Below are 25,364 nucleotides of genomic sequence, written 5' to 3'. Positions count from 1 at the left end.
GCGGGAATGACATCGAAGCAACTAGATGACACTAAGGACATTTATAGAATATAGCAGAGATTAAAAAAAAGAGGAGTAAAATTCTTAAATTGAAATCAGGATCTTAATTCATTATTATATTATCATTTATCTTTAATCTTCGTACAAAATGACCAAGAAAAATACTTTACTGCTTATAGACGGATACGGATTTGTTTTCAGAGCCTATTATGCACAACAGCCTTTAACTTCCCCAAAAGGTGAGCCTGTAGGGGCTCTTTACGGCTTTACGTCAATGTTGCTAAAGCTACTTAATGACTTTAAGCCGAAGCATGCAGCAGTAGTGTTTGACAGTGGTGGGAAAAATTTCCGTCATGAAATTTATCCTGAATATAAAGCTAATCGTCCACCACCGCCTGAGGATTTGATTGCACAATTGCCATTAGTACGTGATGTTGCAAGAAATTTAAACTTCCCAATTTTAGAAAAAAATGGCTTTGAAGCTGATGATATCATAGCAACTTTTGCTGCTAAAACTGCTTCTATTGGGGAAGAAGTAGTGGTCATATCTTCTGATAAAGATCTATTGCAATTAATGAATGACAATGTAAAAATATATGACCCGCTAAAAGCCAAATATATTACAGAAGATAATGTTGTTGAAAAATTCGGCGTTACTTCTGATAAATTACGTGAGGTGATGGCTTTAATCGGTGATAAATCTGATAATATCCCTGGTGTGCCGTCAATAGGACCAAAAACCGCAAGCAGCCTTATTACCCAGTTTGGTACAGTTGAGAATATCTTTAATTCCCTAGAGCAAGTTTCAAGCATAAAACAACGTGAGACGCTACAAAACTCAAAAGAAGCTGCTCTAATCTCATGGCAGTTAATTGGACTAGATTATAATGTTGACATGGATTTCAAGCTAGATGCTCTGGAATGGTCGCCACCTGATCATAATAAATTAACAGAGTTTCTACATGAATATGGCTTTAAATCTTTATATAAAAGAGCAGAGAATTTATTTGACATTAAAATTAGTGAACATAAAGAAGTAATAGAAGAAAAAGCCGTAGAGATAAAAGATATCAGTAATAAAGCTGAGCTTGAAGCTTTCGCTGAAAAGGCTAAAAAAGTAGGGATATTTGGAATATATATATTGCAGAATAAAGGAGCTAATATTGCATTTATTTTATCCCTAAAAAATCAAGCTTATATTATTAAAATCTCAAATGAGGCTAATAATCTTTTTACTTATAATTCTAAGGCTGATAATGAATGGTTTACAGATATTATTTTTAATTTACTAACTGACCAGTCAATAAAGAAAATCACTTATTCACTAAAACCTCTGCTGAAATTTTATGCTAGTAGGGCACAGCAAATTACAGCAATCGAAGATTTAGAGTTAATGAATTATGCACTATCCGCAGGTCTGCCGCAAAAAAATCTATTTGAAGCTGTAGAAAAAGAAGCAACAATAGAAGAGGCAGCAAAAATAGTAGTAGGCTTTATCGATCTTTATCAGCAAACTATTTTAGAGCTTAAAGATAACAAGGCTTTTAGAATTTATAAAGAAATCGATTTACCTGTTTGCTTTGTAATAGATAAAATGGAAAAAGCTGGCATAAAGGTAGATGCGAATTATTTAAATCAGTTATCTAGCGAATTTGGAGCAGAAATATTAAAGCTTGAGGAAGAAATTTTTGTTTTAAGTGGCATGAAGTTCAATATTGGTTCACCAAAACAATTAGGTGAAATTTTATTTGAAAAGATGCAATTACCATTCGGTAAAACTTCAGCTAAAGCAAATTCCTATTCAACAGGGGCTGATATACTCGAAAAGCTTAGCGAGCAGGGTTATCCTATTGCGGATTTATTGCTAAGATGGCGTCAACTTACCAAGCTAAAAAATACTTATACTGATAGTCTGCCAAAGCAAATAGATAATATAACTCGTCGGATTCATACCACTTTTTTGCAAACTTCCACTACTACAGGACGGCTTAGCTCACAAGAGCCTAATTTGCAAAATGTACCTATTAGATCAGGGGAGGGGAATAAAATCAGGCAAGCTTTTGTTGCAGAGCAAGGCTATAAATTAATATCAGCGGATTACTCGCAAATAGAGCTTAGAATATTAAGCCATATTGCGGATATAAAGGCTTTAAAACAAGCATTTATTAATAAAGATGATATCCATACCCAAACTGCTTGCCAGATCTTCAATTTACAAAAAGAGGAGTTAACTAGCGAACATAGACGTAAAGCAAAAGCTATAAATTTTGGTATTATTTACGGAATAAGTGCTTTCGGGCTTGCAAAGCAGCTAAATGTTAGTAATACCGAAGCTGCCGAATATATCAAAAAATATTTTGCTGAATATAAGGGCGTGCAGGAATATATGGAAGCGACTAAAAGCTTTGCTCAAGCAAATGGATATGTTACTGATTTCTTCGGACGTAAATGTTTTGTGCCGCTAATTAATGATAAAAGACTCAAGCAATTTGCCGAGCGTGCCGCTATTAATGCCCCGATTCAAGGGACTAATGCCGATATAATCAAAATAGCGATGACCCTACTTGATAGAGAAATAGAGAAGCGTAAACTCAAAACTAGGTTAGTGTTGCAAATTCACGATGAGTTACTATTTGAAGCACCAATAGATGAAATAGAAACGATAATGCCTATTATCAAACAAATTATGGAAAATTCTACCAATATGGATGTACCAATTATTACCGAAATTAGAGCTGGTAATAATTGGATGGAAATACATTAGATATAGTACAGGACAATCTCAGGGAGATTGTATTAACTCATGAGATTGTCACGCTCTTTACAGTCGAGTAGCTCATGACACTAAACTATAAATCTCTTCCAATTATATCTACATTCTCTTCATGATTATGATCGTTAACAACTAAATCAGTGAAAGAAGAGACTTCAAGATTTTTAGAAATTTCTATTTTATGATTATCAGCTATTTCTATTTTTTCTAAACTTGCTTTAAAATCTTCAAATTTAAAACCCTTACGTTTATAGTGAATATAAGATTTTTTACTTGTTAAGGTTTGTATTATTTCTAAGCTTAAATCCTTAAGCTCGTTAAATGTAAAATACTTGCTTCTATAACACATAAGTGCCATATCTGATGTTAGAGCTTTCATTTTGTTTTCATCTATGTTTTTAAGATCATCAAATGTACAATGTTTTCCTTTAAGGATTTTGCTACATGTAATTCTAGTATTATAAATAGCTTGCATTTTTTCTACATCTAGTTCGACAAAATCTTTAAATTTTATAATATCGTAGTAGCTTGTCATTGAAATTGCTATTTCTAATTTATCTAAGTTTAAATCTTTTAGATCGTTAAAATTGTAATACCCTAGTTGACATGTTGTAACTGTTGATGGACTTGTTAAAATTGGTATTTTTTCTATATTTATATCTTTAAGGTCGTTAAATGTGCAATGTTGCTTTTCATAAGCCTCAACAGAATCCTTTAAAGTTAATAATTTTATTTTTTCTAAACTCAAATCCTTAAGGTCGTTAAATGTGAAATATTTATTGTCATAACCTTTTACTACAAAAGAATTTTTAAGAGCTTTTATTTTATCTGAACTTAAATCTTTTAACTCACTAAATGTACAATACTTTTGCAAAAGCATTTTATATTCAAATAAATCGTCACAAATATTTTTTATTCTTTTTATATCTAATTCGACAAACTCTTTAAATTTGAAATAATTGCTTTCATAACATTCAATTATGTTTGTTGAAGTTGCTATTGTTAATTTATCTAGGTCTAAAATTTTGAGATCTTCAAAAGTAAAATATTTCTTTTCATAACCCCACTTCGTGTAAATTGAAGTTAGTAATTCTACTTTTTTGCTATCTAAATCTTTAAGATCTTTAAAGGTAAAATATTGGTCTCGATAACTGTTCTGTATGCGAGTTGAAGTTAACAATTCTATTTTTTTGTTATCTAAATCTTTAAGATCTTCAAAAGTAAAATATTGGTCTCGATAACCGTTCTGTATGCAAGTTGAAGTTAATAATTCTATTTTTTTGTTATCTAAATCTTTAAGATCTTCAAAAGTAAAATATTGTTGTTTATAACATTCTATTACATTACATGAAGTTATATTATTTATTCTTTCTGTGCCTAAATCCTTTAGATCATGAGGCATAAAATATTTTTTATTATAATATTCTAAAAAGCCCCCAAGTTGCTTTATTACATCAGCTTCTAAATTTAAAAATTCTTTAAAATAGTCATAATTAAATTTTTTTAAATCAGAACTAATAGCTAATACATTTAATAATTTTAGTAACTTGTGACTAATGTTATTAAGAAGATCATTAAAATTTGGCTCATTTTCTATTAAATTTAATAAGGCTTTAGCTATATCAATTCTATTTAATTCAAACTCAAATTCTGTTTTTGCTACGTAACCATTAATTTTATTTTCTAATTCTGTTAATTCAGGTTTTTGATAGATTAAAGCTTGGTCTGTAGCATCGCCATAATCATAACCTTCTAATATAGTTTCAGGGAATTCAGTTTCTATTTCTTTAAATTTTTCAGGAGTTTTGCCGCCAAGACCAACAGTAACTCTGTTGATGTTTGTGGTATTGCAAACTTGTTTTGCGAATTCTTTTAGTAAAGGTACAATTACTTTATCATCATTTAATGATTTTGCTTCTTCTTCATCTTCAATCTCATCTTCATCTTCAATTTCATCTTCATCATTCTCCTCCTCATCATCCTCCTCGTCTTCCTTCTCATTACGTAAATTTTCCCATGAATCTAAAACAAGGTTACCTAACTTACTAAGCCAAGCATATGCTTGACCAACTATATCAAAATTTTGATAATCAATTTTTCCATCTGAGGTAAATATTTCTGCATTTGGTTTAGCTGAGTTCTTACTTTTTAGTAAAACATAAAAACCATTATTTTCTCTAGTAATCCCATCGATTACACATCTTTCACTATGCCCCCCAATAGATTGACAGTCTTGAACAATATGACCTAGAATATAAGCTCTAGGATCATTAATTGGTAATTTAACTAGATGATAACCTTTTAATGATGTGCTACTATCAAGCTTGCAATCCAGATCTTTCCCATGAATTGTAATATCTGGTAAATTGTCAAAGCTCTTTTTTTGTCTTTCTATTTCTAAGCATTGGTTAAAATCTTCTTCAGATAATTTATATTTAAGTGCCAATTTAGCTAGTTCAGGATATTCGTCAGCTCTTTCATAGGTTAATTGAGTTTGAAGAAATATTGCATCTTGTAAATTTTCTGGTGCTAAATGTATACCGGTATCCCCTGCTTTTTTTTCTTCAATTTCGTCAGATACTGCAAATAACTTCATTGCCTCTTTGCCGTGTTTACTAATTAACCCTTGCCACTTTTTTAAAGTAACATGTTCCTTATTTTCAGGTAGAGAAAATCTTGCAAATGTATCGTGCAATGGCTTTTTAGCTTTTAAGAATCCGTTATCACTTAGAAAGCTTTGTAATTTAGCTAAAATATCTTGATTTTGAGCTATTTCTCCTCCTAAACAGACTGTTATGTCATATGCATGTTTATAAGCTAAATTGTCATCTATTGTATTATTTTCCTCGATATAATCAGCTACTAATTTGCTTAATTTAAATGATTTAATATATTGTTCTTTAGCTATATTATGCTTTAATATTTTTAGTGCGGTTTGTGATTGAGGGCTATCTAGAAAAGTTTGAAGTTTTTCTGTTTCCTGCTCTAGTTTTTGCACTGTAGAAGAATTACTGTTTTTTTTAGCGTTTGCTAATTCTTTATTTTTTATTTCTAACTTAGAATAGTTTTTCTTAACTGTATTAATTTGAGCTTGTGAGATAGATTTTTTTGCTTCTTCTAAGTGTTTAAAGCTTGAAAAGCCAAAAAAAGGACTAATTTCTGAATTGTAGAATTGATTGATAATCTCTTCATCGCTTATTATTTTAGGTAATGTATTAAACTCTGTAAGTAAGCTAGAAAGTATATTATTATAAGTATTTGCATATGCTAAAATATTTTTAGCTTTTTCCGGTTCAAATTGATCACTTATCTTTTTTATTGCTATTTTTAATTCTGATTCTTTATTACTAAATAAAATTGTATTTAATGACTTAAGATCTAACATAAAATTCCCCTTGTAAAATTATTCACAATAAAAACTTAGTCAAGTAATAGTTAAAATATTAAGCTTTTATTTGCAAAGTAAAAAGCATTATACATTAAATCTTAAGATTTGTCAAATAATTAAGAAATAATTAAGGTTTTAAAAGAGAGGTAAAAAACGTCATTGTGAGAAGAAACTATTGTTGTTGTGTGTGTTATTTTCCTCTGTCATCCCGTGCGGGCATTGTTGCGTGGATCGAGAGTCGTCATTGCGAGGAAATTACGCAGTAATTGACGAAGCAAGGAAGTAAAAAAATGCTAACTTTATAATATTTTTTATTATTTTTTTCTGGATTGCCACGCTCCTTGCAGTCGCGTAGCTCATGACGATTTGATATCCACGCAACAATACCTCCAGTGCGGGATGACAACTGAAAAACTGATCTACGCAACAATACTTATCCGTGCTTAATTTTAGCTTGTGCGGCGGCGATTCGTGCGATCGGAATACGATAAGGGGAGCAGGAAACATAATCCAGATTCATTTTGTGAAAAAATTCTATAGAAGCAGGGTGTCCAGCATGCTCGCCACAAGCACCCAGCTTTAAGCTAGGGTTGCTGCTTTTTCCTCGTTTTATAGCAATCTCAATTAATTCTCCTACTCCTTCTTCATCTAGCGTAGTAAATGGATCGGACTCAAAAATTCTTTCTTCTAAATAATAAGGTAAGAAAGAGGCTATATCATCTCTAGAAATTCCATATGTAGTTTGTGTTAAATCATTAGTACCAAAGCTAAAATAATCAACTTCTTCAGCTATCTTTTTACTGTTAAGTGCCGCTCTTGGTAGCTCAATCATTGTACCTAAACTAAAAGAAAATTTATGCTCATAACGCTCTTCTAGCTCATGGATCATTTCATAAATATCACCTTTAAGCTTCTTGATTTCGTTAACATTACTAATTAAAGGAATCATTAATTCTAATTTGCATTCAATATTTTCTTCTTTATGGAGCTCAAAAATAGCTGTAAAGATTGCTTCAACTTGCATCTGATAAATTTCTGGTGAGCAGATACCAAGTCTACAACCTCGATGACCAAGCATAGGGTTTACCTCATGCATAGCGTGCAGACGTTGATTAATCATTGATAAGGGCAAGTTTAAACTACTTGCTAGATTTTTCTTATCTTCTTCAGTAGTAGGTAAAAACTCATGCAATGGTGGATCAAGTAATCTAATATTTACCGGTTTATCGCCCATCACTCTAAATAGAGCCTTAAAATCTTGTGTTTGAAGAGGGAGTAATTTCTGCACTGCAAGCTTTCTTCTATCTATATCAGGGGCAATAATCATTTCCCGTACCAGAGGAATTTTGTTTTTATCAAAGAACATATGTTCACTACGACATAAACCGATACCTTTAGCACCAAATTTTACCGATACTAAAGCATCACTTACTGTTTCGGCATTGGTACGAATTTTTAGTTTACTTGTCTCATCTGCCCATTCTAAAATTAGTTTTGATTCTTCACTAAAAGTAGGTTGAATTAATGGCACTGCCCCTAAAAAAACTTTACCTGTGCCGCCGTCAATCGTGATAATATCATCTTGTTTAAGTATCAGATCCCCAGCTATTAATGTTTGTTTTTTCTCATCTATTACTAAATTATTAGTTCCGCAAACACAGGGCTTGCCCATACCTCTTGCTACTACCGCTGCGTGTGAAGTCATACCGCCTCGTATTGTTAAAATACCTGAGGAAACATGCATGCCATTAATATCTTCGGGGCTAGTATCGTGCCTAACTAAAATCACTTTATGGTGATGTGATAGTTTTTCAGCATCATAAGGTGAAAATACGATAATACCAGTTGCGGCACCTGGGGAGGCAGGTAATCCATCTGCAATAGATGTAAGACCTTTGCTATAATCTATACGAGTGTGCAGTAATTGGTTTAACGACTCAGGATCGATTCGCATTAAAGCCTGTTCTTTAGAGATCAGCTTTTCTTCCACCATTTGTACAGCAATTTTTATAGCAGCAATGGCAGTTCTTTTAGCTGTACGAGTTTGTAGTATATAAAGCTTGCTGTTTTCTATAGTAAACTCTATATCTTGCATATCTAGATAATGCTTTTCTAATGTTTCAGAAATTTTTGATAATTCATCAAACACTTTCGGCATTGTTGCTTTCATGGAATTTGAATCATCAGAAATAATAGGCAAAGGTGTTCTAGTGCCTGATACTATATCTTCCCCTTGAGCATTTATCAAAAATTCACCAAAAAGCTTTTTTTCACCTGTAGAGGGTGATCTAGTAAAAATAACTCCTGTTGCTGAAGTTTTGCTTAAATTACCAAAAACCATAGATTGGATATTTATAGCCGTGCCAGAGCTTTCGGAAATATTATTGATTTTTCTATATATGACTGCTCTGTTACTCATCCAAGAATTAAGTACCGCTTTAATTGCCGATTCTAACTGTTCGTAAGGATCAGTTATTAACTTTTCTGCATATTTTACATGTAATTTTTTGAAGTCCTCAATGATCTTTTCTAATAATTGTGGTGTAACATCGCTATCTCTATAAATATCGGCTTGAATCTTATGTCTTTCATAAATTTGTTCAAATAAATCACTTGGTATGGATAAAACAGTTGCTCCATACATTTCTAGAAATCTTTTATAGCTATCAAGAGCAAATCTTTTGTCCTTGCATACTTCTCCAAGAGCTGCACAAACTTCATCGTTCATTCCAAGGTTAAGTATGGTGTCCATCATACCAGGCATTGAAACAATAGAGCCTGATCTTACCGATAATAATAAAGGATTTTTGGTGCTTCCAAAAACTTTGCCAGTGGTGGCTTCAAGTTTTTCTACAGCTGTTCTTAGTTCATTTCTAAAATTTTTAGGAAAGCTATTATCATGAGTATAAAAATAGTTACAAAGTTCAGTAGTGATAGTAAAGCCGTCAGGTATAGGTAATTTTAAGTTAGACATTTCAGCAAGCCCAGCTCCTTTATTACCAAGTATATCTTTCATACTAGCGTTTCCATCGCTACCGTTACTACCAAAATAGTAAATTAATTTTTTCATATATATATAAAATTTGCTAATAATTATTGATGGTATTTGGAACTTAAACCCTATTTATACATTATGCTAATAATAGTGGCAACGTTAAATTATTGTTAATAGTAAATATTGACTAATTTGTGAAAATTTAGCATAATCTAAATAGGTCGTGTAGTTGCGTGATTTTTAAAAAATTACGAGGAAAGTCCGGACTCTATAGAGGTATGGTGCCGGGTAACGCCCGGCGGAGTAATATTACTTTAGGGAAAGTGCCGCAGAAAATAAACCGCCATAATATATTTTATATTACGGTAAGGGTGAAAAGGTGTGGTAAGAGCACACCGGTAAGTTGGTAACAAGTTACGCATGGTAAACCCCACCAAGAGCAAAATCAAATAGGTGTTACAGAGCTTTTATAAGCTCCCGGGTATCTCTAACCGGTTTGTAATGCGGGTAGATTGCTTGAGGTAAACGATAACGTTTATCCTAGATAAATAACTACAACGAGCTATTTATAGTTCGTACAGAATCCGGCTTATAGACCTTATTTTGTCATCTTGTGGCTTGTCCACGGGATCCAGTTAAAAATTATGAAATAATTTTTTCGCTATATTAAAAGCTCAATTTATCTCGCTTTATGCTGGATCCCGTGGTCAAGCCACGGGATGACACTAAGAACATAAATATATATGTTAAACCCATAATGAAGAAATTATATCATTATCCTATCTGTCCCATCTCAAGACAAGCTCGTGTCTTTTTAAAAGAATTAGATATACAATTTACTACAATTAAAGAAGATTATTGGCAGTTTAATAAAGAATTTCTAAAAATAAACCCTGCCGGAACATTGCCTGTTTTAGAGGAACAATATGGTTTATCGGTAGTTGGTATTTATCCTTTGGTAGAATATCTTCATAGCAAATATCCAAATTTTAATTTTTTAGATGAGGATGTAGATGTTTGTTGTGAAATCAGGCGATTATTCTTTTGGTTTAATGATAAATTTTATCGTGAAGTTACTAAAATTATCATCGATGAAAAAGTTATAAGATCAATCGCTAAAATGAGCAGTCCAAGAACTGAATTTTTACGTGCTGCAAAAAATAACCTAAATTATCACCTAGAATATATGACTAGCTTACTTGAGAAAAGAAGTTATATAGTTTTAGACTCGCTAACTATTGCTGATATTGCAGCAGCTTGTCATTTATCCGTACTTGATTATTTTAGTGAAATTTATTGGGATAAATGGACTGTTATTAAACATTGGTATTCGCTAATTAAATCAAGACCTGCTTTTAGATTATTATTGCAAGATAGAATCCCAGGCTTTACTCCACCAAGCTATTATACAGATTTAGATTTCTAAAAGCTCATACCAGCTATAAAAATACAGTATTATGGATAATAAGAAAAAACAAGAAAAGGAACTGAATGCAGAATCCCTCAAAATATTAGAAGAATCAGTTAATGGCTTAAACATAAATGAATATTCTTCTTATCAAGAAATGTATAAAAAGCTTGATTTAGATTCTGTGGAAGAAAACTAAAATAATTATTTTAGTTTATTGACAACGAGCCCATATCATTCTATTTAGTTACTTACTTAAAAATAAAATATGAGGTAGCTTATGCAACTTAGTACAATCTCTTTCCCGACAGTTAAACAAAGAACTCTTGAAGTATTTTTAGGAGTAGCATTACTTGCGATTTGTTCGCAAATAATAATACCTATGAAGCCGATATTTATTTCATTGCAAACTGTTGCAGTTATGTTTATCGGGCTTACATATAATAAGACCACTGCCCCTTTAACGATATTATCTTATATAACTCTTGGAGTAGTAGGAATGCCTATATTTGGAGAATTTTCCAGTGGCTTACGAATATTATTCGGTCCTACAGCTGGATATTTAGCAGGCTTTATAATTGTTGTATACGTTATGGCAAGCTTAAAAGATAAAATTTTTATTAATAATAAGCTATTAAATCAAATATCATTATGTTTAATCGGTAATATAATTATTATGAGCTTAGGTTGGATGTGGCTTGCTAAAATGATAGGAGCAAGTGGTGCATTTTATGGTGGTGTATTACCCTTTATAATACCTGGTATAATTAAATCAGCTTTATTAATTGGGCTTATTAACATAGTAAAACCAAAAGCCAAATATACTAGTTGAACTTGAAAAATTAGCTGTTATATGTCATTCCCGCAAAGGCTTGCTTGCGTGGATCATTCTCCCCCTGTTCATCCCGTGGCTTGTCTGGCGTTGCTGCATGGATATTAAATCGTCATTGCGAGGAGCGTAGCGACGTGGCAATCCAGAAAAAATAACAAAAAATGCTAATTTATAGCATTTTTTAACTAGATTGCTTCGTCAATTACTTGGTAATTTCCTTAGCTCAGACGGAAAAACCAATCCATGCAACAATAAGATTTTTTTAAATCTTTTTCTATCTTGAGCTTTTAAAGTCTTATATAACTCTATTATTCATACAAAGAAATCAACAAAAATGTTCATGCCGCATTTTCCAGTACCAAAACCAAACTGGAAAAATCAAATTAAATATGATTTAGAAAATATAAACAGTCTTTTAAAGGCTTTAGGCGATCCTCACTTAAGGCTTCCTCCTGTAATACATATAGCAGGTACGAACGGCAAAGGCTCAAGTAGTGCGATGCTTAAAAGCATTTTTACGCAAGCTGGTTATAAAGTACATTGCTATACTTCTCCGCATTTATTAGAGTTTAATGAGCGAATTATAGTAGCTGGTGAGAAAATCTCAGATAATGAATTATGGCAAGTTTGTGAACATGTAAGGGTAGTAAGTGAGAAATTTAATATTGAACCTAGTTTTTTTGAAGGAACGACAGCCGCAGCTTTTCTAGCATTTGCCAATAATAAAGCTGATATATTAATTTTAGAAACAGGACTCGGCGGTAGATTTGATGCAACAAATGTAATAGATCAGCCGTTAATTACGTTAATTACCCCTATTTCATATGATCATATGCATGTGCTAGGATCAACCTTGCAGCTAATAGCTTTTGAAAAAGCTGGCATTATGAAGCAGGACACGCCTTGTGTTATAAGCGTACAAGTTCCCGAAGTTCATGAAATATTATTTGCAAAAGCAGAAAATTTAGCAGCCCCCACCTTTTGTTATGAATATGATTTTGGTATACAAAAAACGGATAATGGGTTTATTTACTCCTCACAAAATTTTACCTATGAATTTCCTGCTCCCTCTTTAGTTGGTGATCATCAGTTGATCAATGCAGCAAGCGTTATTGCACTAATAAGTCTTATTAATAAACAATTTAATATCAATAATGAAGCTATTGCTAAAGGTCTACAAAATACTGTTTGGTCTGCTAGAATCGAGAAAATTAACCCGCAAAAATATTCTAAATTAATAGGTGATGACGTACAAATTTGGGTGGATGGAGCACATAATAATAGTGGTGCACAAGTTTTAACAGCGTGGATTCGTGATAATTTAAAATCACCGATATATTTGATACTCGGTATGACTAAAAACCGCAATATAGAAGAGTTTTGTGCTTACTTCAAAGGTTTGATAACTAAAGGTTATGGTATTAAAGTTTTATCTGAAACATTAAGCTATAATGCTGAGATAATAGCCTTAGAGGCAAGTAAAACCGGTATTGATTTTACCTCTAGTGAAAGCCTTGAAGAAGCAATTATGGACATAAAAAAAATAAATGGCGATAATAAAGCAAATATCATAATAACCGGATCGCTTTTCTTAGCGGCTGATTTTTACAAGCTACTGCAATCACTTATTTGACTTTCAACTTTTGAAGTATCTTAACTTTAGTATTTCTCTACACCAATCCATTAAATAAGACTTACAAAATAAAATGATTATTGCACATAGCATTAATTTATGTTACTATTAACTTAAGGTCGTTAACTGCGTAGCGGGTAACGACCGCTATCAACGCTGGTTATTTAGGTAAAACTACTAATCCATACCCATCATGAATTCCCTTATCATTTTTTCTGAATTTTTGTTTAATAATTTGAAAATCTTCCTGAACCTTTTTACCTATTATATAACGTCCTACAGGTGATACTACTAAATCTGCCAATTGTAATCCTGCAATATTATTTTTTTTATTCTCTAACTTGAAATCACAAATACGTTTTTTTAAATACTTTGCTTTAAAATGTCTTGTACCCTGTATTTTTAAATTTTCCCAAGCTATTTTTAATTGATTATCTAAAACAATATTACGACTTTCAGCAACTACTACGCCTTGATTCCCTTTTGATAATTCATAACCAAAACGTTCTAATAATATATTCAAACTCAAAATATATGGATCAAGTGCAGCAAGGCCATAACTATCTAAATGCTTATTTTTATGAATTACACAAGCAACTACTTTATATTGCAGCCTATTCATTAAGTTATTCAATTCTTGATAAAAAACTCTCTAAAATCTTTATCTTTGAGACATAAAAATTTGTTTTTATTACGGCATATTTCTGCAGTATGCAATATGATATCTGTAGTACCAAAAACTTTTTGCTTAAATTTATTCATTTCATATATTAATTCATTATCAGCATAATTTTTTTCTATAATTACACCTCCAAGTACAAAAATAGGGTACGAAGGGTCAATCTTTGTAAGATTGTGATCACCTGACTCATCAATAAATAATATATGCATTAATTACTACCTTATAAACCAAAAAAGTTATTACATGTTATTCACCTATTAGCTATAAATTCTACTTTATTTTTACCCTTAAGTTTATATAAATTGTCTATATTTACAACTTGGCAGTAGTTTTGTAAAGCTAATTTTCATCTATGATGAGAATGATTTTGTGTTAAATATAAAAGTCTTAAAAAGTAATGAAAATTATTCTGGTCTTAATAAAATCAATTACTTTAAAAAGCTAATTAATGGGGAGTGATTAAGAAGTGGTGGCCATGGTCGGAATCGAACCAACGACACAAGGATTTTCAGTCCTTTGCTCTACCAACTGAGCTACATGGCCAAATATACTCGTTTTATTTGAAAAATTGGCTACGTCATCTTATAAGTACTGCGGTACTCACGTATTAAGTATACGTTCCGTTTCTCGTCTTATAGATTCCTTGCTCTTTTCCAAATAAAACTTCGTCTATATTCATTTTACCTAGGGATGTAATCTAATCCTTATAATAGATTAATTGGCTTTTGTCTATTCTTAATTTACTAGTATTAGACAAAAATAAGAAATTATAGTATAATATACCGCAAATACTTCAAAAGTTGGTAGGTCAAATAAGCGGTGAGTCTGCGGAACGTAGATAAACTACGTGAGCAAAGACGAATCCCGAAATTTGGCTTATACGAAGATCAACTTCAAAAAGAGCAAGAAGTTCATAAGACGAGGAACGGCAGTAGTTACTTAATACGTGGCTACCTGCGTACTTATAGAACATTGTCACCAATTTTTGAAGTTCTATCTTAGTATTTACCAAATCTTGAAGTATTAAAGGTATACATAATTATTTATACAGCATTTTTTATGATAAAAATTGGTAATATTGAACTTTCTTCAAACATAATCCTTGCTCCGATGTCGGGTGTGACGGATTTGGAATTTAGAAGATTAGTGAAAAGATTTGGAGCGGGGCTTGTGGTGTCGGAAATGATTGCAAGCAGAGCAATGATTGTAGAATCTAGGCAATCACTGCAAAAATGTTCTATTATGCAAGACGATGCAACAAGTGCATGCGTGCAGCTTGCCGGTTGTGAGCCGAACGTTATAGCTGAAGCTGCTAAGATGAACGAGGATATGGGAGCAAAGATTATTGACCTGAATTTTGGCTGTCCGGCGAAAAAAGTTGTAAACGGCTATTCAGGTTCGGCTTTGATGAGGGATGAGGGGCTTGCAGCTAAAATTTTTGAAGCGGCGGTTAAAGCAGTAAAAATTCCTGTAACCGTTAAAATGCGTATGGGCTGGGATGATCAAACAAAAAACGCTCCAACTCTAGCTAAAATTGCAGAAAGATCAGGAATTCAAATGGTGACAGTTCACGGCAGAACCAGATGCCAATTTTATTCAGGTAATGCCGATTGGGAGTTTATCAAAAACGTTAAAGAGGCAGTAAAAATTCCGGTTATAGCTAACGGCGATATCACTAATTTTGCCAAAGCTAAAGAAGCATTAGAGAAATCCAGTGCGGACGGGGTTATGGTCGGTAGAGGGGCATATGGCAAACCTTGGCTTATTTCACAAATTGACCACTACCTTAAAACAGGCGAGGAAAAACCGGCACCATCTATAGAGAGTCAGCTAGATATAGTGCTTGAGCATTATCAGGCTATCGTCGATTATTATGGCGAATCTGCAGGCGTACCTATCGCTCGTAAACATATGGGGTGGTATAGTAGCGGGCTGCCCAACTCGGCAGAATTTAGAGGAGCTGTTAATTTAATGAATGATCCAATAGCGGTAAAAGATAAGATTGTGGAGTTTTATACAAGCGTTATAAATAGAGAGTAATGAGAAAAGTTTTAAGTTTTATTTTTATAATATTGTTTTTTAATTCGAGCTATGCAAATGAAAAAATAGTTGACTATAAATCGGTCTTTTTGCCTGTAATTACTAGTGATAAAGAAACAAAAATTGCTATACGTTCGTACTTAACTAATTCTAAAAAATATTTTGTTTTAGTCGATCCGAATTCCTTTAAAACTGCTCTAATTCCGCAAGACCAAGTGGAGTTACCTAGCAATGAAGCAGAAAAACAAAATCTGCTAAAAAAATTAGGTAATACTCCTTATATCAAAGCTTTAAATAAATATACGAAGCCGCCTTATGTGCAGCAAAATTATGGTGCTACTCATTCAATGTATGAGGTAAAAGGACAATTTCTTACGATTGATATGTGCCCCTCTTCTAAAAGCTTTGAGGAGGAATTTTTTAACAAGCTTGTTGAGCTATCTGTTAAGCTAAATAAACCTATGCCAATTGCTATATGCGTTTCAGGTTTATGGATTAACAAACATGAGAAAGAATTTTTATGGTTAGTGCAGCAACAAGAAAAAGGCTATTTACAAATTACTTGGGTTAACCATTCATTTAGCCACCCTTATTTCAAGGATAAACCTCTTGAGAATAATTTTCTTCTTTCTAATAAAGAGAATTTTGAAAGAGAGGTTCTTGAAGCAGGGAAAGTATTAGTTAGCCATAATATTGCTCCGTCACCTTTCTTTCGTTTTCCTGGTTTAGTTTCAGATCAAACATTAATAGAAAAGCTAAAAGATTTTGGATTTATTCCGCTCGGAAGCGATGCTTGGCTTGCAAAAGGTGAAAAAGTTCAAGATGGTTCTTTTATCTTAGTGCATGGTAACAGCAACGAAAAAGCCGGAATAAAATTAATCATGCCAATGTTACCAAGTCTCAAATTATTACCTCTTGAAAAGGCATTTCTCTTGGCGAACTAAAAAGATTAGAGTTGTCCGCATAGGTCAGAAAGCACGTTCGGTGTCATGCCGTGTCGGCATTGCCTGCGTGGATCGAAAAACGTCCTAAGGTAGTCATCTAGTTGCTTGGGAACTAGATCTAGTTAAAAATATCAATAAATGTTGATATTTTTAGTTGTTTTTTTGGACCCCGTGGTCAAGCCATGGGGGCATTGTTGCGTGGGTCAGTTTTTCTGTCATTGCGAGGAAATTACAAAGTAATTGACGAAGCAAGGAAGTATAAAAAATGTTAATTTATAGCATTTTCTATTATTTTCTCTGGATTGCCACGCTCATTTCATTCGCTCGCAATGACAACTCTCGATCCACGCAATAATGCCCCCACGGTATGACATCGAGGATGTTCTTCGATCTACGCAACAACGCCATGCAGGAATGACATTGGAGCTATATAGTCTCGCTGGTTTCTCCTAAGAATGTCATAGTTTCCTCTAACTCATTACTTGTATTGCTACTACGCATACCAGAATCGGAGGATGTATAAATATTACTAAATGCGAATATTTTATTTAAATCAGTTACATGACCAATATACAAATGTTGTTGACTATTATCATCAATATTAACATTGCTTTCTTCTAATGCTCTTAATGATTTTATCACTCCTTCTATTTCTTTTACTTTTTGCACGACTTTAATGTATGGTGTAGTATTAGCTTCATTAAATGAGTTACATAAAGCACTTAACTGTTTATAGAATTGTGTTATTTTTAGAATTAATTGTGGGTAATTTATATCTTCTATTGGTGTCTCTTCATCTAGTTGTAAGTAATATTAAGATGATTTTTAATATCCCAACCCTTATCAATAGGTGACTCTGTAGTCGTTGTAGTTGTGGTGGTGGTAGGTATCAAGCTTATTAAATAATCTTTAAATTGTTGAAGTGCATTATTAGCTGTTTCAGGGCTACAATCTTCTAAACCTAAGATAGTTTCATTACCTAAAGAAAATCTATTATCTACTACTTCATAAAGCTGATCTAAAACAGTGGCTGTATCATTTTGAGAAACAGTTGCAGCTTGATTTAAAATAACATGATTTTGACCATCTTTATTAATAAGACCCGCTATTTCATGTATTGCATTTCTATTACCACAATTCTTAAATACTGTTGTTAAACTTGCTCCTTCTTGCTTACTATCCTTATAAATCTGCGGTAAATCACATGATAAAATATTAGCGGAATAACCTTCTCTGAATTCTCCATCATCATTTGTTGTATAAACAGATAGAAATGTTTTGCTGGCTATTTGAGAAATTGCATATTTCATATTATTACCTAAATTACTGGTAATTTCGGTTAAACCTACAGGCATAACACATTTAAAAACTTTGGGTGTGTACATTTTAGGTGTGTACATAATTTAATTCTCCAATTTAAGTTAAAAACCATAAAATACGGTCCTTTACTAAAGGATATTAATATGTAAGTCAAGAAAAAGTTAAAATAATTTAATGCTAAAAACACTTGAAAGTAATTTTATTAGTTTTAATATTCTACCAAATACAGTATGCTTATATATGATATAAGTCTTTTTGGTTGTTCGTACAAAAAGCTATTCTCTTATATTTTTTCTAGAGACTAATAATAAAACAGGAGAAAAATAACATGACTTATTGTGATAAATCTAATCAAACTTCCTATCCTTTTGTGCTCCCTAATTTACCTTATGAAAAAGAAAGTTTTAAACCACATTTTACTGCTGAAACTTTTGAATATCATCATGGTAAACATCATAATGCTTACGTGCAGAATTTAAATAATTTGCTAAAAGATAAAGAAGAACTACAAAAAAAGAATTTAGAAGAAATTATAGACTGGTCATCGCAAAATCAAAATATTGCAATTTTTAATAATGCTGCACAGGTTTGGAATCATACATTTTTTTGGCATTCAATAAAGCCGAATGGTGGAGGAAAGCCAAGTGGTAAGATATTAAAGCAAATTAATGAGGATTTTGGTAGTTTTGAAGAGTTTTGTGAACAGTTTAAAGCAGAAGCAACGGGGCAGTTCGGGAGTGGCTGGGCTTGGCTTGTATATCATAATAATAGATTACAAATTGTAAAAACTGCAAATGCTGGTACACCTATAGCAAATGGTATGCAACCGCTTCTTGCATGTGATGTTTGGGAGCATGCTTATTATATTGATTATCGTAACAAACGTCCTGATTACGTTGACATTTTTATTAAGCATATGATCAATTGGGAATTTGTAGAAAATAATTTAACTAAATGAATATAAATTATGGCAGAAATAGAAAACTTTAAAAAAAATCGAAATTTTATTAAACCTATTGTTGATTTAAAGGAAGTTCAAGAAGAGCAAGTCAAATATATAGATGATCTAAAAGAAGTTCAAGAAACTCCAATTAGAAATATAGAAGATTCTAAAGAAGCTCTTATAGAATATGTAGCTTTTAGCGGTGGTGGGGCTAAAGGGGCTATATATTCAGGTGCTTATGCTGCACTAAAAAAAGCCGATCTTTTAGATAATGTAAAAGCTGTTGCAGGCTCATCAGCCGGTGCTATAACTGCCGCAATAGTGGCATTTGGTACACCAGCTGAGCGATTTGAAGAAATATCTAAAACTACTAATTTACAAGATTTACTAGGACAAAAAGGGTTTTCTGCTGGCGTTCTACAGTTAAATAAAGATGGTAAACCTTTATATAATTTGCTTGATAAAACTATAAAAGATAATGTAGGCGATTTTTTACAAAGACCAGATATTGTAAATGTCAAAGATAATAAAGCTTTAGATGAGTTAAGAGAAAGGCATAAAAGCGGCGGTAAAATATATTTTAGGGATTTAGCATTACTTCGCAAATATGATCCTACTAACTATAAAGATTTAGTGGTTACAGCTGTTGAGAAAGATGCAGGTGTGCTAACTATTTTTAGCAGCCTTGATACGCCTGATGTTGAAGTTGCTTTAGCATGCCGTGCTTCTGCTTCTATCCCCCTTGTTTTTGAGCCAGTAGAAATTAATGGCAAAAAATATGTTGATGGTGGTTATTTGGATAACGTACCGACAAAATATTTTAAAGATAATGAACCAGAATTTGACGTAAAAGAAATAACGAATGATACAGATGAGATTATATTAGCTAAAAAGCAAGGGAGAACTCTTTCTATGGCTTTTGGTGTTGGCATGGAAGCGGATGCAAATATTGCGATATATAGTGCTGGAGAATTTAAAAGTCCAGGTGAAATTGTAAAATTTTTAGTTGACGTATTATTTAAAATGATTGCAAAAATAGGTGGAAAATTTAAATATACCGACACTCTAAAAGAAACAAATGAGCAGCTACGTGAAAATGCTTTAAATACTGTTGTTTTAGATACCCAAGGAATTGATACTCTTGATTTTAAAGATGCCCAAAAATATGCTAATTACCTACATATTAAAGGATATTGCCAAACTATGGAATATGCTAATAATCATGGGCTTGCTAAAGAAAAAGATAAAACGCTTGAACATCAGAAATTTCTATTAAATGTTTATGAAGTTTATGACAACAAGAATTTAAATAAAACCTTTGGAACTAAATTATTAGAAATGTTTATTCCGTCAAAGGAAAATAATGATTCTAAATGGCAACAAGGAGTTGTTGAAAACCATGATGATAAAGCAAAAATACTATTATCATTTTGCAATGTTAATGCTTTAACTAAAGAAAACCTACAACCACTTCTTACAGAATATGTAATAGCAGCTGCAACTAGCCGTAATGGTACATTAAAAGACAATACAAATTCAGTAAAAGCTTTATTCCATGTATTGAATGATCCAAGTGCTTCTAATGAAGTAAAAGAAAGTTTTATAGAAGTGTTTGCTATAGATAAAAGCAAAGATACAAGATTTAATAAAACTAAAACTTATGATGAAAATATTGCTAAGTTCAAATTTACTAAAGATGATTTAGAGTCGTTTATAACTAAAAATAAAAGCAATGAAATAAAGGTTCAAAATAAATATGCTCCACCTAAGCATAGGGAGCATGGGTAAACGTATTACTATTTATCTTTTTCTAAGATATTAATAGGGTCATCAAACTCTTTTAAATTTAAAGCTTTAATATCAAAGCTTATAGTAGAATCACATCCAGATATTTTATTAACTTTACCTAATAAAATATCTGAAAAGTCAGCATTATATTTTTCATCACAGATAAAAATTTTAATTAATTTGAGATAGGATAAAGTACCAAGAATAATAGAACGAACTAAACCCAAATAGGATTTTAGCAATTGTTTATCAATTATAAGTATAATTTTATTACATGGTGATTTAAATAAACTACGAATTAGCTTATAGTTAAGAGTGTCATCCCGTGGACAAGCCACGGGATGACACCGAGGGCGTTTTTTTATCCACGCAACAATGCCACCACGGGATAACAATACAAAACTTTAAATAAGTCAATCTGATTTGTAAACTTTGTATGATAATTTGCAAAATGTCATTGCAAGAAAAATTAAATAAATCTAAAGATCAAAATAATTTATTTGTTATTAGTTAATATATATAGTATTATAGGTATATTAAGTATAATACGTAAAACTATATGAATATATCTGCAACTGAATTAAATAAGAATCCTGGAAAAATTATTGATCAAGCATTAAGAGAGCCAATAGTCATTAACAAACAAGGTAGACCTACTGTTGTTTTAGTAGATTATGAATATTTTACTAAACTTGAAGATGATTATTGGGGAAAGGCAGCAAAAAATATTGCAGAACAACCGGAGTGGCTATCAGCAAAAGAATCAGAAAAATTTCTTAGAAGCTAATCCATGAGAGAAATAGTTTTAGAAAAAAGAGTAATAAAAACGTTAGAACGTTACCCTGAAAAGCATCAGCGTCAAGTTAAAAATAAAATTCTGTCTTTAATGGAAAATCCAATACCAAATAATAGTAAATTATTAGTAGGTTATCCTCATTTCCATAGATGCGATATCGAAGAATATAGAATAATTTACAACTTTAATGAAAGTACGATTTACGTTATATTAGTTGGCAAACGTAATGACTCTGAAGTGTATAAGTTATTAAAAAATATTTTCTGAAAATAAAATCTTTATAAGTCTTACACTTTTTATTTATGGCGGTTAGCAAATCATATTTATTTGCTTCCACCATTTAAGTTATACTCTTCAATCACTCCCAATTAATCAATTTTTTAAAGTAATTGATTTTATATGACCAGAAATAATTTTCATTACTTTTTAAGGCTTTTATATCTAAAGCAAAATCATTTTCATCATAGATAAAAATTTTAATTAGCTTGAGATATGATAACGTACCGAGGATAATAGAGCGGAATAAACCCAAGAAAGATTTTAGTAATTGTTTATCAATTATAAGTATAATTTTATTGCATGGCGATTTGAATAAACTACGAATTAGAGTATAATAAGCATAAGATTTATAAGGTTTCTTAGCTAAAATAAATTCTATCATTAAATCCCTATCTATCCCATTTGGATAGATTTCCCGCAATAATTCTTCGCTTTTAATAATAAAATCTAAATATGGCTCGATAAGGGCTATTCTTTTTTCTACAATATTGTTCATAACGGTTTAATATATCCTTTAAATTAATTTAATTTTGATCACCAAGAAGCAAGGCTTATTTGGTGACCGGGGAGTTAGAAACACCGTAAGAACAACAGCTATAATAGGCTTTAGGCTTAAAGCAAATGCTATAAGCCCTGAACATACCCTATTATCCCCCCGATCAAAAAAATCGAGGATTACATTTTTACGGAAAATGATAAATCGGTTCTTAAGAGGTTTCTACACTCCAGAACAGCATTTAGCTGCCCCAAAAAGATTCTAAGCAAAACTTTAAATAAGTCAATCTGATTTTATAAGTCTTGTTTAATGGATTGATAGTTGCGTAGGTCGAAAAACATCTTCAGTGTCATCCTGTGGCTTGTCCACGGGATCCAGAAAAAAGCGAGAAAAATCGAGCTTTTAATTCTAAAAACTTGTCGTATTTATGCTTTTTTCTGGATTCCCGCTTTCGCGGGAATGACATAGAATAAAAACTGTTCGGTACTATTGAATAAATCATGGGATGACAATACAAAACTTCTTGCAAATTTTGTTGCATAATAAAGCTATCGCTTATATACTTTACGGGATAAATTAAATCTGCTAAAATTCTGCATGGTAAATAGTAATTTTTATAGGAATCTGGGACCAAGAAAGCTAATGGCAATTGCAGATTTCCTACAAGATTTTATAGAAGCTCCTAAAATTCATGAAGATGTAGCTATTCATGATATTAAAATTTTACAAGAAGCCTCTTCTAATGATATTAGCTTTTTAAGTAATATTAAATATTCTCGATTTTTAAAAAATACTAAAGCTGCAGCTTGTATCGTGCCAAAAGACTTTACGGGAGAAGTAAATCCCAATACTGTTTTATTGCGTGCTGAAAATTCATATTTTGCTTACGGCAAGCTAATAGATTTTTTCTATGCTCCGGTAAAATCGTATCCTGCTAAAATAATGAAATCAGCTTATGTTGCAGAATCAGCAACTATAGGTAAAAATTGTTATGTAGGTCATAATGCAGTTATTGAGGATAATGTTGTTATAGGTGATGATAGTATAATAGAAGCAGGCAGCTTTATAGGTACAGGAGTGGTTATTGGCAGAAATGCTAGAATCGAATCTAATGTATCAATAAATTATTCTGTTATAGGGGATGATGTTGTAATACTTTCAGGAGCAAAAATCGGACAAGACGGGTTTGGCTTTTCTACTGAAAAAGGTATGCATCATAAAATATTTCATACTGGAATTGTTAAAATCGGTAATAATGTTGAAATCGGTGCTAACACTACTATCGATAGGGGATCGCTGCAAGATACTATAATAGAAGATTTATGCCGCATAGATAATTTAGTGCAGATCGGGCATAGCGTCAAAATAGGTAAAGGCTCTATTATTGTAGCACAAGCAGGCATAGCCGGAAGTAGCGTAATTGGTAAATATTGTGCTCTTGGGGGGCAAGTGGGAGTCGCTGGACATCTATATATAGGTGATGGAGCTCAGGTAGCAGCACAAGGCGGTGTAGCACAAAATATAGAAGCGGGTAAGATTGTTGGCGGTAGTCCAGCTGTACCTATTATGGATTGGCACAGACAATCTATTATTATGAAACAATTAATAAATAAGAGATCTAAATAAATGACTATCGATATTACCGAAATTATGGATTTGATACCTCATCGTTATCCGTTTTTATTAGTGGATAAAGTAGTTGAAATTGATCCTAATAAATCAATAACTGGCATTAAAAATGTTACTGTTAATGAGCCACAATTTACAGGTCATTTTCCGGCAAGACCTGTTATGCCTGGAGTTTTAATGGTTGAAGCTATGGCACAGCTTGCAGCTATATTAGTTGCTAAATCTCTTGGCTCTACTAAAAATAAAGAAGTGTTTTTAATGGCTATCGAGAACTCAAAATTTCGCAAAGTTGTTCAGCCAGGGGATACAATGCATATTCATGCTACTATTGATCAGCAAAGAGCTAATGTATGGAAGTTTTCAAGTACGGTTAAAGTTGATGGTGAAATGGCAGCGGAGAGTAAATTTACCGCAATGATCAAAGATAAATCTTAAGGGTATAGTAGTGTCAAATTCTAATATACATCCAACTAGTATAATTGCTGAAGGTGCAAAACTTGGTAAGAACGTAAAAGTTGGTCCATATTGTATTATTGGTCCAGAAGTAATACTGCATGATAATGTAGAACTAAAGTCTCACGTAGTTATTGAGGGGATTACTGAAATCGGCGAAAGTACAGTAATTTATCCGTTTGCGTCTATCGGTCAACCTCCGCAAATCTTAAAATATAATAATGAGCGGTCAAATACGATAATCGGTTCTAACAATATTATTAGAGAATATGTTACAGTGCAGGCAGGAAGCCAAGGCGGCGGAATGATTACAAGGATAGGAAATAATAATTTATTTATGGTTGGCGTTCATATCGGTCATGATTGCAAAATCGGTAATAATGTAGTGTTTGCTAATTATGTAAGCCTAGCTGGGCATATAGAAGTGGAAGACTATGTCATAATTGGTGGCTTATCGGCAGTTCATCAATATGCAAGAATTGGTAAACACTCAATGATTGGCGGCTTATCACCAGTTGGAGCTGATGTAATCCCTTTTGGTCTTGCAAGCGGCAAACGTGCAGTGCTTGAGGGGCTAAACTTAGTCGGCATGAATAGGAAAGGGTTTGATAAAGCAGAGTCTTTAAACGCTTTAAAAATAGTTCAAGAAATCTTTTTAGGTGAAGGTAATTTCGCTGATAGAATTAAGCAAGCTCAAGAGAAATATAAAAACAATACTATAGTAATGCAAATTATTGATTTTCTTGAGCATGGCAGTAATAGATCGTTTTGTTCTTTTGAAAAAACAATGTCATTACGAGGAGAACTACAAAGTAATTTGACGAAGCAACCCAATTAAAAAGTCTTAAAATTAGCACTTTTTACATATTTTTGTTGATTGCTACGCTCTTTTTATATAGTAAGTCTATTAATACAAAAAGGCTTAACAAAAGAATTGTTAAGCCTTTTTTCTTTAAACAATAAAA

General features: G+C 32.2%; 22 protein-coding genes, 1 tRNA gene and 1 other RNA gene. 15 read left to right on the top strand and 9 right to left on the bottom strand.

Annotated elements, in window-relative coordinates; translation table 11 throughout:
* Positions 1-148: 148 nt before the first annotated feature.
* The gene (gene polA, locus RBE_RS06285; protein ID WP_011477866.1) at positions 149-2,764 is read left to right on the top strand and encodes a DNA polymerase I; all 2,616 of its coding nucleotides are present in this window, start codon (positions 149-151) and stop codon (positions 2,762-2,764) included.
* Between the two features lie 85 nt (positions 2,765-2,849).
* Here polA and RBE_RS08940 read toward each other — a convergent pair whose 3' ends face one another.
* Both RBE_RS08940 and ppdK read right to left on the bottom strand, forming a co-directional pair.
* Entirely contained in the window at positions 2,850-6,158 is a 3,309-nt protein-coding gene (locus RBE_RS08940; RefSeq protein WP_011477865.1) for a hypothetical protein, read from the bottom strand.
* A gap of 436 nt (positions 6,159-6,594) precedes the next feature.
* Positions 6,595-9,231 (bottom strand): pyruvate, phosphate dikinase, encoded by a 2,637-nt coding sequence (gene ppdK, locus RBE_RS06275; protein WP_011477864.1) that lies wholly within the window; start codon positions 9,229-9,231, stop codon positions 6,595-6,597.
* Between the two features lie 138 nt (positions 9,232-9,369).
* On the opposite strand from ppdK, the gene rnpB reads away from it, so the two are divergent.
* From rnpB to RBE_RS06255, 5 genes are all read left to right on the top strand, one after another.
* An RNA gene (gene rnpB, locus RBE_RS07640) (RNase P RNA component class A) lies at positions 9,370-9,764 on the top strand.
* A 149-nt stretch (positions 9,765-9,913) separates the two neighbouring features.
* A complete protein-coding gene (locus RBE_RS06270; RefSeq protein WP_011477863.1) occupies positions 9,914-10,582 on the top strand; it encodes a glutathione S-transferase family protein in 669 nt (222 codons plus the stop codon).
* A 31-nt stretch (positions 10,583-10,613) separates the two neighbouring features.
* On the top strand, positions 10,614-10,763 hold the full coding sequence (locus RBE_RS06265; protein WP_012151597.1) for a hypothetical protein: 150 nt from the start codon (positions 10,614-10,616) through the stop codon (positions 10,761-10,763).
* 81 nt (positions 10,764-10,844) lie between these two features.
* Positions 10,845-11,396: a biotin transporter BioY gene (locus RBE_RS06260; RefSeq protein ID WP_011477862.1), complete on the top strand. Its 552-nt coding sequence runs from the start codon at positions 10,845-10,847 to the stop codon at positions 11,394-11,396.
* A gap of 334 nt (positions 11,397-11,730) precedes the next feature.
* Positions 11,731-13,029: a bifunctional folylpolyglutamate synthase/dihydrofolate synthase gene (locus RBE_RS06255; protein ID WP_011477861.1), complete on the top strand. Its 1,299-nt coding sequence runs from the start codon at positions 11,731-11,733 to the stop codon at positions 13,027-13,029.
* Positions 13,030-13,189: 160 nt separating this feature from the next.
* Here the strand turns inward: RBE_RS06255 and RBE_RS08100 are convergent, their stop codons facing one another.
* The 3 genes from RBE_RS08100 to RBE_RS06245 all read right to left on the bottom strand — a co-directional run bounded on the left by RBE_RS08100 (position 13,190) and on the right by RBE_RS06245 (position 14,254).
* The gene (locus RBE_RS08100) at positions 13,190-13,651 is read right to left on the bottom strand and encodes a DUF3800 domain-containing protein (protein WP_081178349.1); all 462 of its coding nucleotides are present in this window, start codon (positions 13,649-13,651) and stop codon (positions 13,190-13,192) included.
* An 8-nt stretch (positions 13,652-13,659) separates the two neighbouring features.
* A complete protein-coding gene (locus RBE_RS07595) occupies positions 13,660-13,920 on the bottom strand; it encodes a DUF3800 domain-containing protein (protein ID WP_011477859.1) in 261 nt (86 codons plus the stop codon).
* Between the two features lie 258 nt (positions 13,921-14,178).
* Positions 14,179-14,254 (bottom strand) — tRNA-Phe (locus RBE_RS06245).
* Between the two features lie 516 nt (positions 14,255-14,770).
* Between RBE_RS06245 and dusB the strand changes: the two genes are divergently transcribed.
* A complete protein-coding gene (gene dusB / locus RBE_RS06240; protein WP_011477858.1) occupies positions 14,771-15,751 on the top strand; it encodes a tRNA dihydrouridine synthase DusB in 981 nt (326 codons plus the stop codon).
* A complete protein-coding gene (locus RBE_RS06235; RefSeq protein WP_011477857.1) occupies positions 15,751-16,695 on the top strand; it encodes a polysaccharide deacetylase family protein in 945 nt (314 codons plus the stop codon). The genes dusB and RBE_RS06235 overlap by 1 nt, the downstream gene beginning before the upstream one ends.
* 426 nt (positions 16,696-17,121) lie before the next feature.
* Here RBE_RS06235 and RBE_RS06230 read toward each other — a convergent pair whose 3' ends face one another.
* Complete coding sequence (locus RBE_RS06230; protein ID WP_228368735.1) at positions 17,122-17,337, bottom strand: hypothetical protein; 216 nt, start codon at positions 17,335-17,337, stop codon at positions 17,122-17,124.
* A gap of 155 nt (positions 17,338-17,492) precedes the next feature.
* Positions 17,493-18,080 carry a DUF5460 family protein gene (locus tag RBE_RS06225; RefSeq protein ID WP_143549775.1) on the bottom strand — a complete coding sequence of 196 codons (588 nt, stop codon included), beginning with the start codon at positions 18,078-18,080 and terminating at the stop codon, positions 17,493-17,495.
* A 263-nt stretch (positions 18,081-18,343) separates the two neighbouring features.
* Here RBE_RS06225 and RBE_RS06220 point away from each other — a divergent pair, with 263 nt between their 5' ends.
* Complete coding sequence (locus RBE_RS06220) at positions 18,344-18,973, top strand: superoxide dismutase (protein WP_011477854.1); 630 nt, start codon at positions 18,344-18,346, stop codon at positions 18,971-18,973.
* Positions 18,974-18,982: 9 nt separating this feature from the next.
* Entirely contained in the window at positions 18,983-20,746 is a 1,764-nt protein-coding gene (locus RBE_RS06215; protein ID WP_011477853.1) for a patatin-like phospholipase family protein, read from the top strand.
* Positions 20,747-20,754: 8 nt separating this feature from the next.
* On the opposite strand, the gene RBE_RS06210 is transcribed toward RBE_RS06215, so the two are convergent.
* Positions 20,755-21,141 (bottom strand): hypothetical protein, encoded by a 387-nt coding sequence (locus tag RBE_RS06210; protein WP_228368734.1) that lies wholly within the window; start codon positions 21,139-21,141, stop codon positions 20,755-20,757.
* 164 nt (positions 21,142-21,305) lie between these two features.
* On the opposite strand from RBE_RS06210, the gene RBE_RS06205 reads away from it, so the two are divergent.
* Complete coding sequence (locus RBE_RS06205) at positions 21,306-21,533, top strand: type II toxin-antitoxin system Phd/YefM family antitoxin (RefSeq protein ID WP_011477851.1); 228 nt, start codon at positions 21,306-21,308, stop codon at positions 21,531-21,533.
* A gap of 3 nt (positions 21,534-21,536) precedes the next feature.
* Entirely contained in the window at positions 21,537-21,809 is a 273-nt protein-coding gene (locus RBE_RS06200; RefSeq protein WP_011477850.1) for a type II toxin-antitoxin system RelE family toxin, read from the top strand.
* 91 nt (positions 21,810-21,900) lie between these two features.
* Here RBE_RS06200 and RBE_RS06195 read toward each other — a convergent pair whose 3' ends face one another.
* On the bottom strand, positions 21,901-22,317 hold the full coding sequence (locus RBE_RS06195) for a hypothetical protein (RefSeq protein WP_011477849.1): 417 nt from the start codon (positions 22,315-22,317) through the stop codon (positions 21,901-21,903).
* Between the two features lie 597 nt (positions 22,318-22,914).
* Here RBE_RS06195 and lpxD point away from each other — a divergent pair.
* From lpxD to lpxA, 3 genes are read left to right on the top strand one after another with little or no spacing between them, the layout of a single operon-like run.
* A complete protein-coding gene (gene lpxD, locus RBE_RS06190) occupies positions 22,915-23,943 on the top strand; it encodes a UDP-3-O-(3-hydroxymyristoyl)glucosamine N-acyltransferase (RefSeq protein WP_011477848.1) in 1,029 nt (342 codons plus the stop codon).
* Complete coding sequence (gene fabZ / locus RBE_RS06185) at positions 23,944-24,381, top strand: 3-hydroxyacyl-ACP dehydratase FabZ (RefSeq protein WP_011477847.1); 438 nt, start codon at positions 23,944-23,946, stop codon at positions 24,379-24,381.
* Positions 24,382-24,391: 10 nt separating this feature from the next.
* Positions 24,392-25,237 carry an acyl-ACP--UDP-N-acetylglucosamine O-acyltransferase gene (lpxA, locus tag RBE_RS06180; RefSeq protein WP_011477846.1) on the top strand — a complete coding sequence of 282 codons (846 nt, stop codon included), beginning with the start codon at positions 24,392-24,394 and terminating at the stop codon, positions 25,235-25,237.
* Positions 25,238-25,364 lie beyond the last annotated feature (127 nt).

It is taken from the genome of Rickettsia bellii RML369-C, assembly GCF_000012385.1.
GTDB lineage: Bacteria > Pseudomonadota > Alphaproteobacteria > Rickettsiales > Rickettsiaceae > Rickettsia > Rickettsia bellii.
This window is presented reverse-complemented; position numbering and strand designations above follow the sequence as displayed.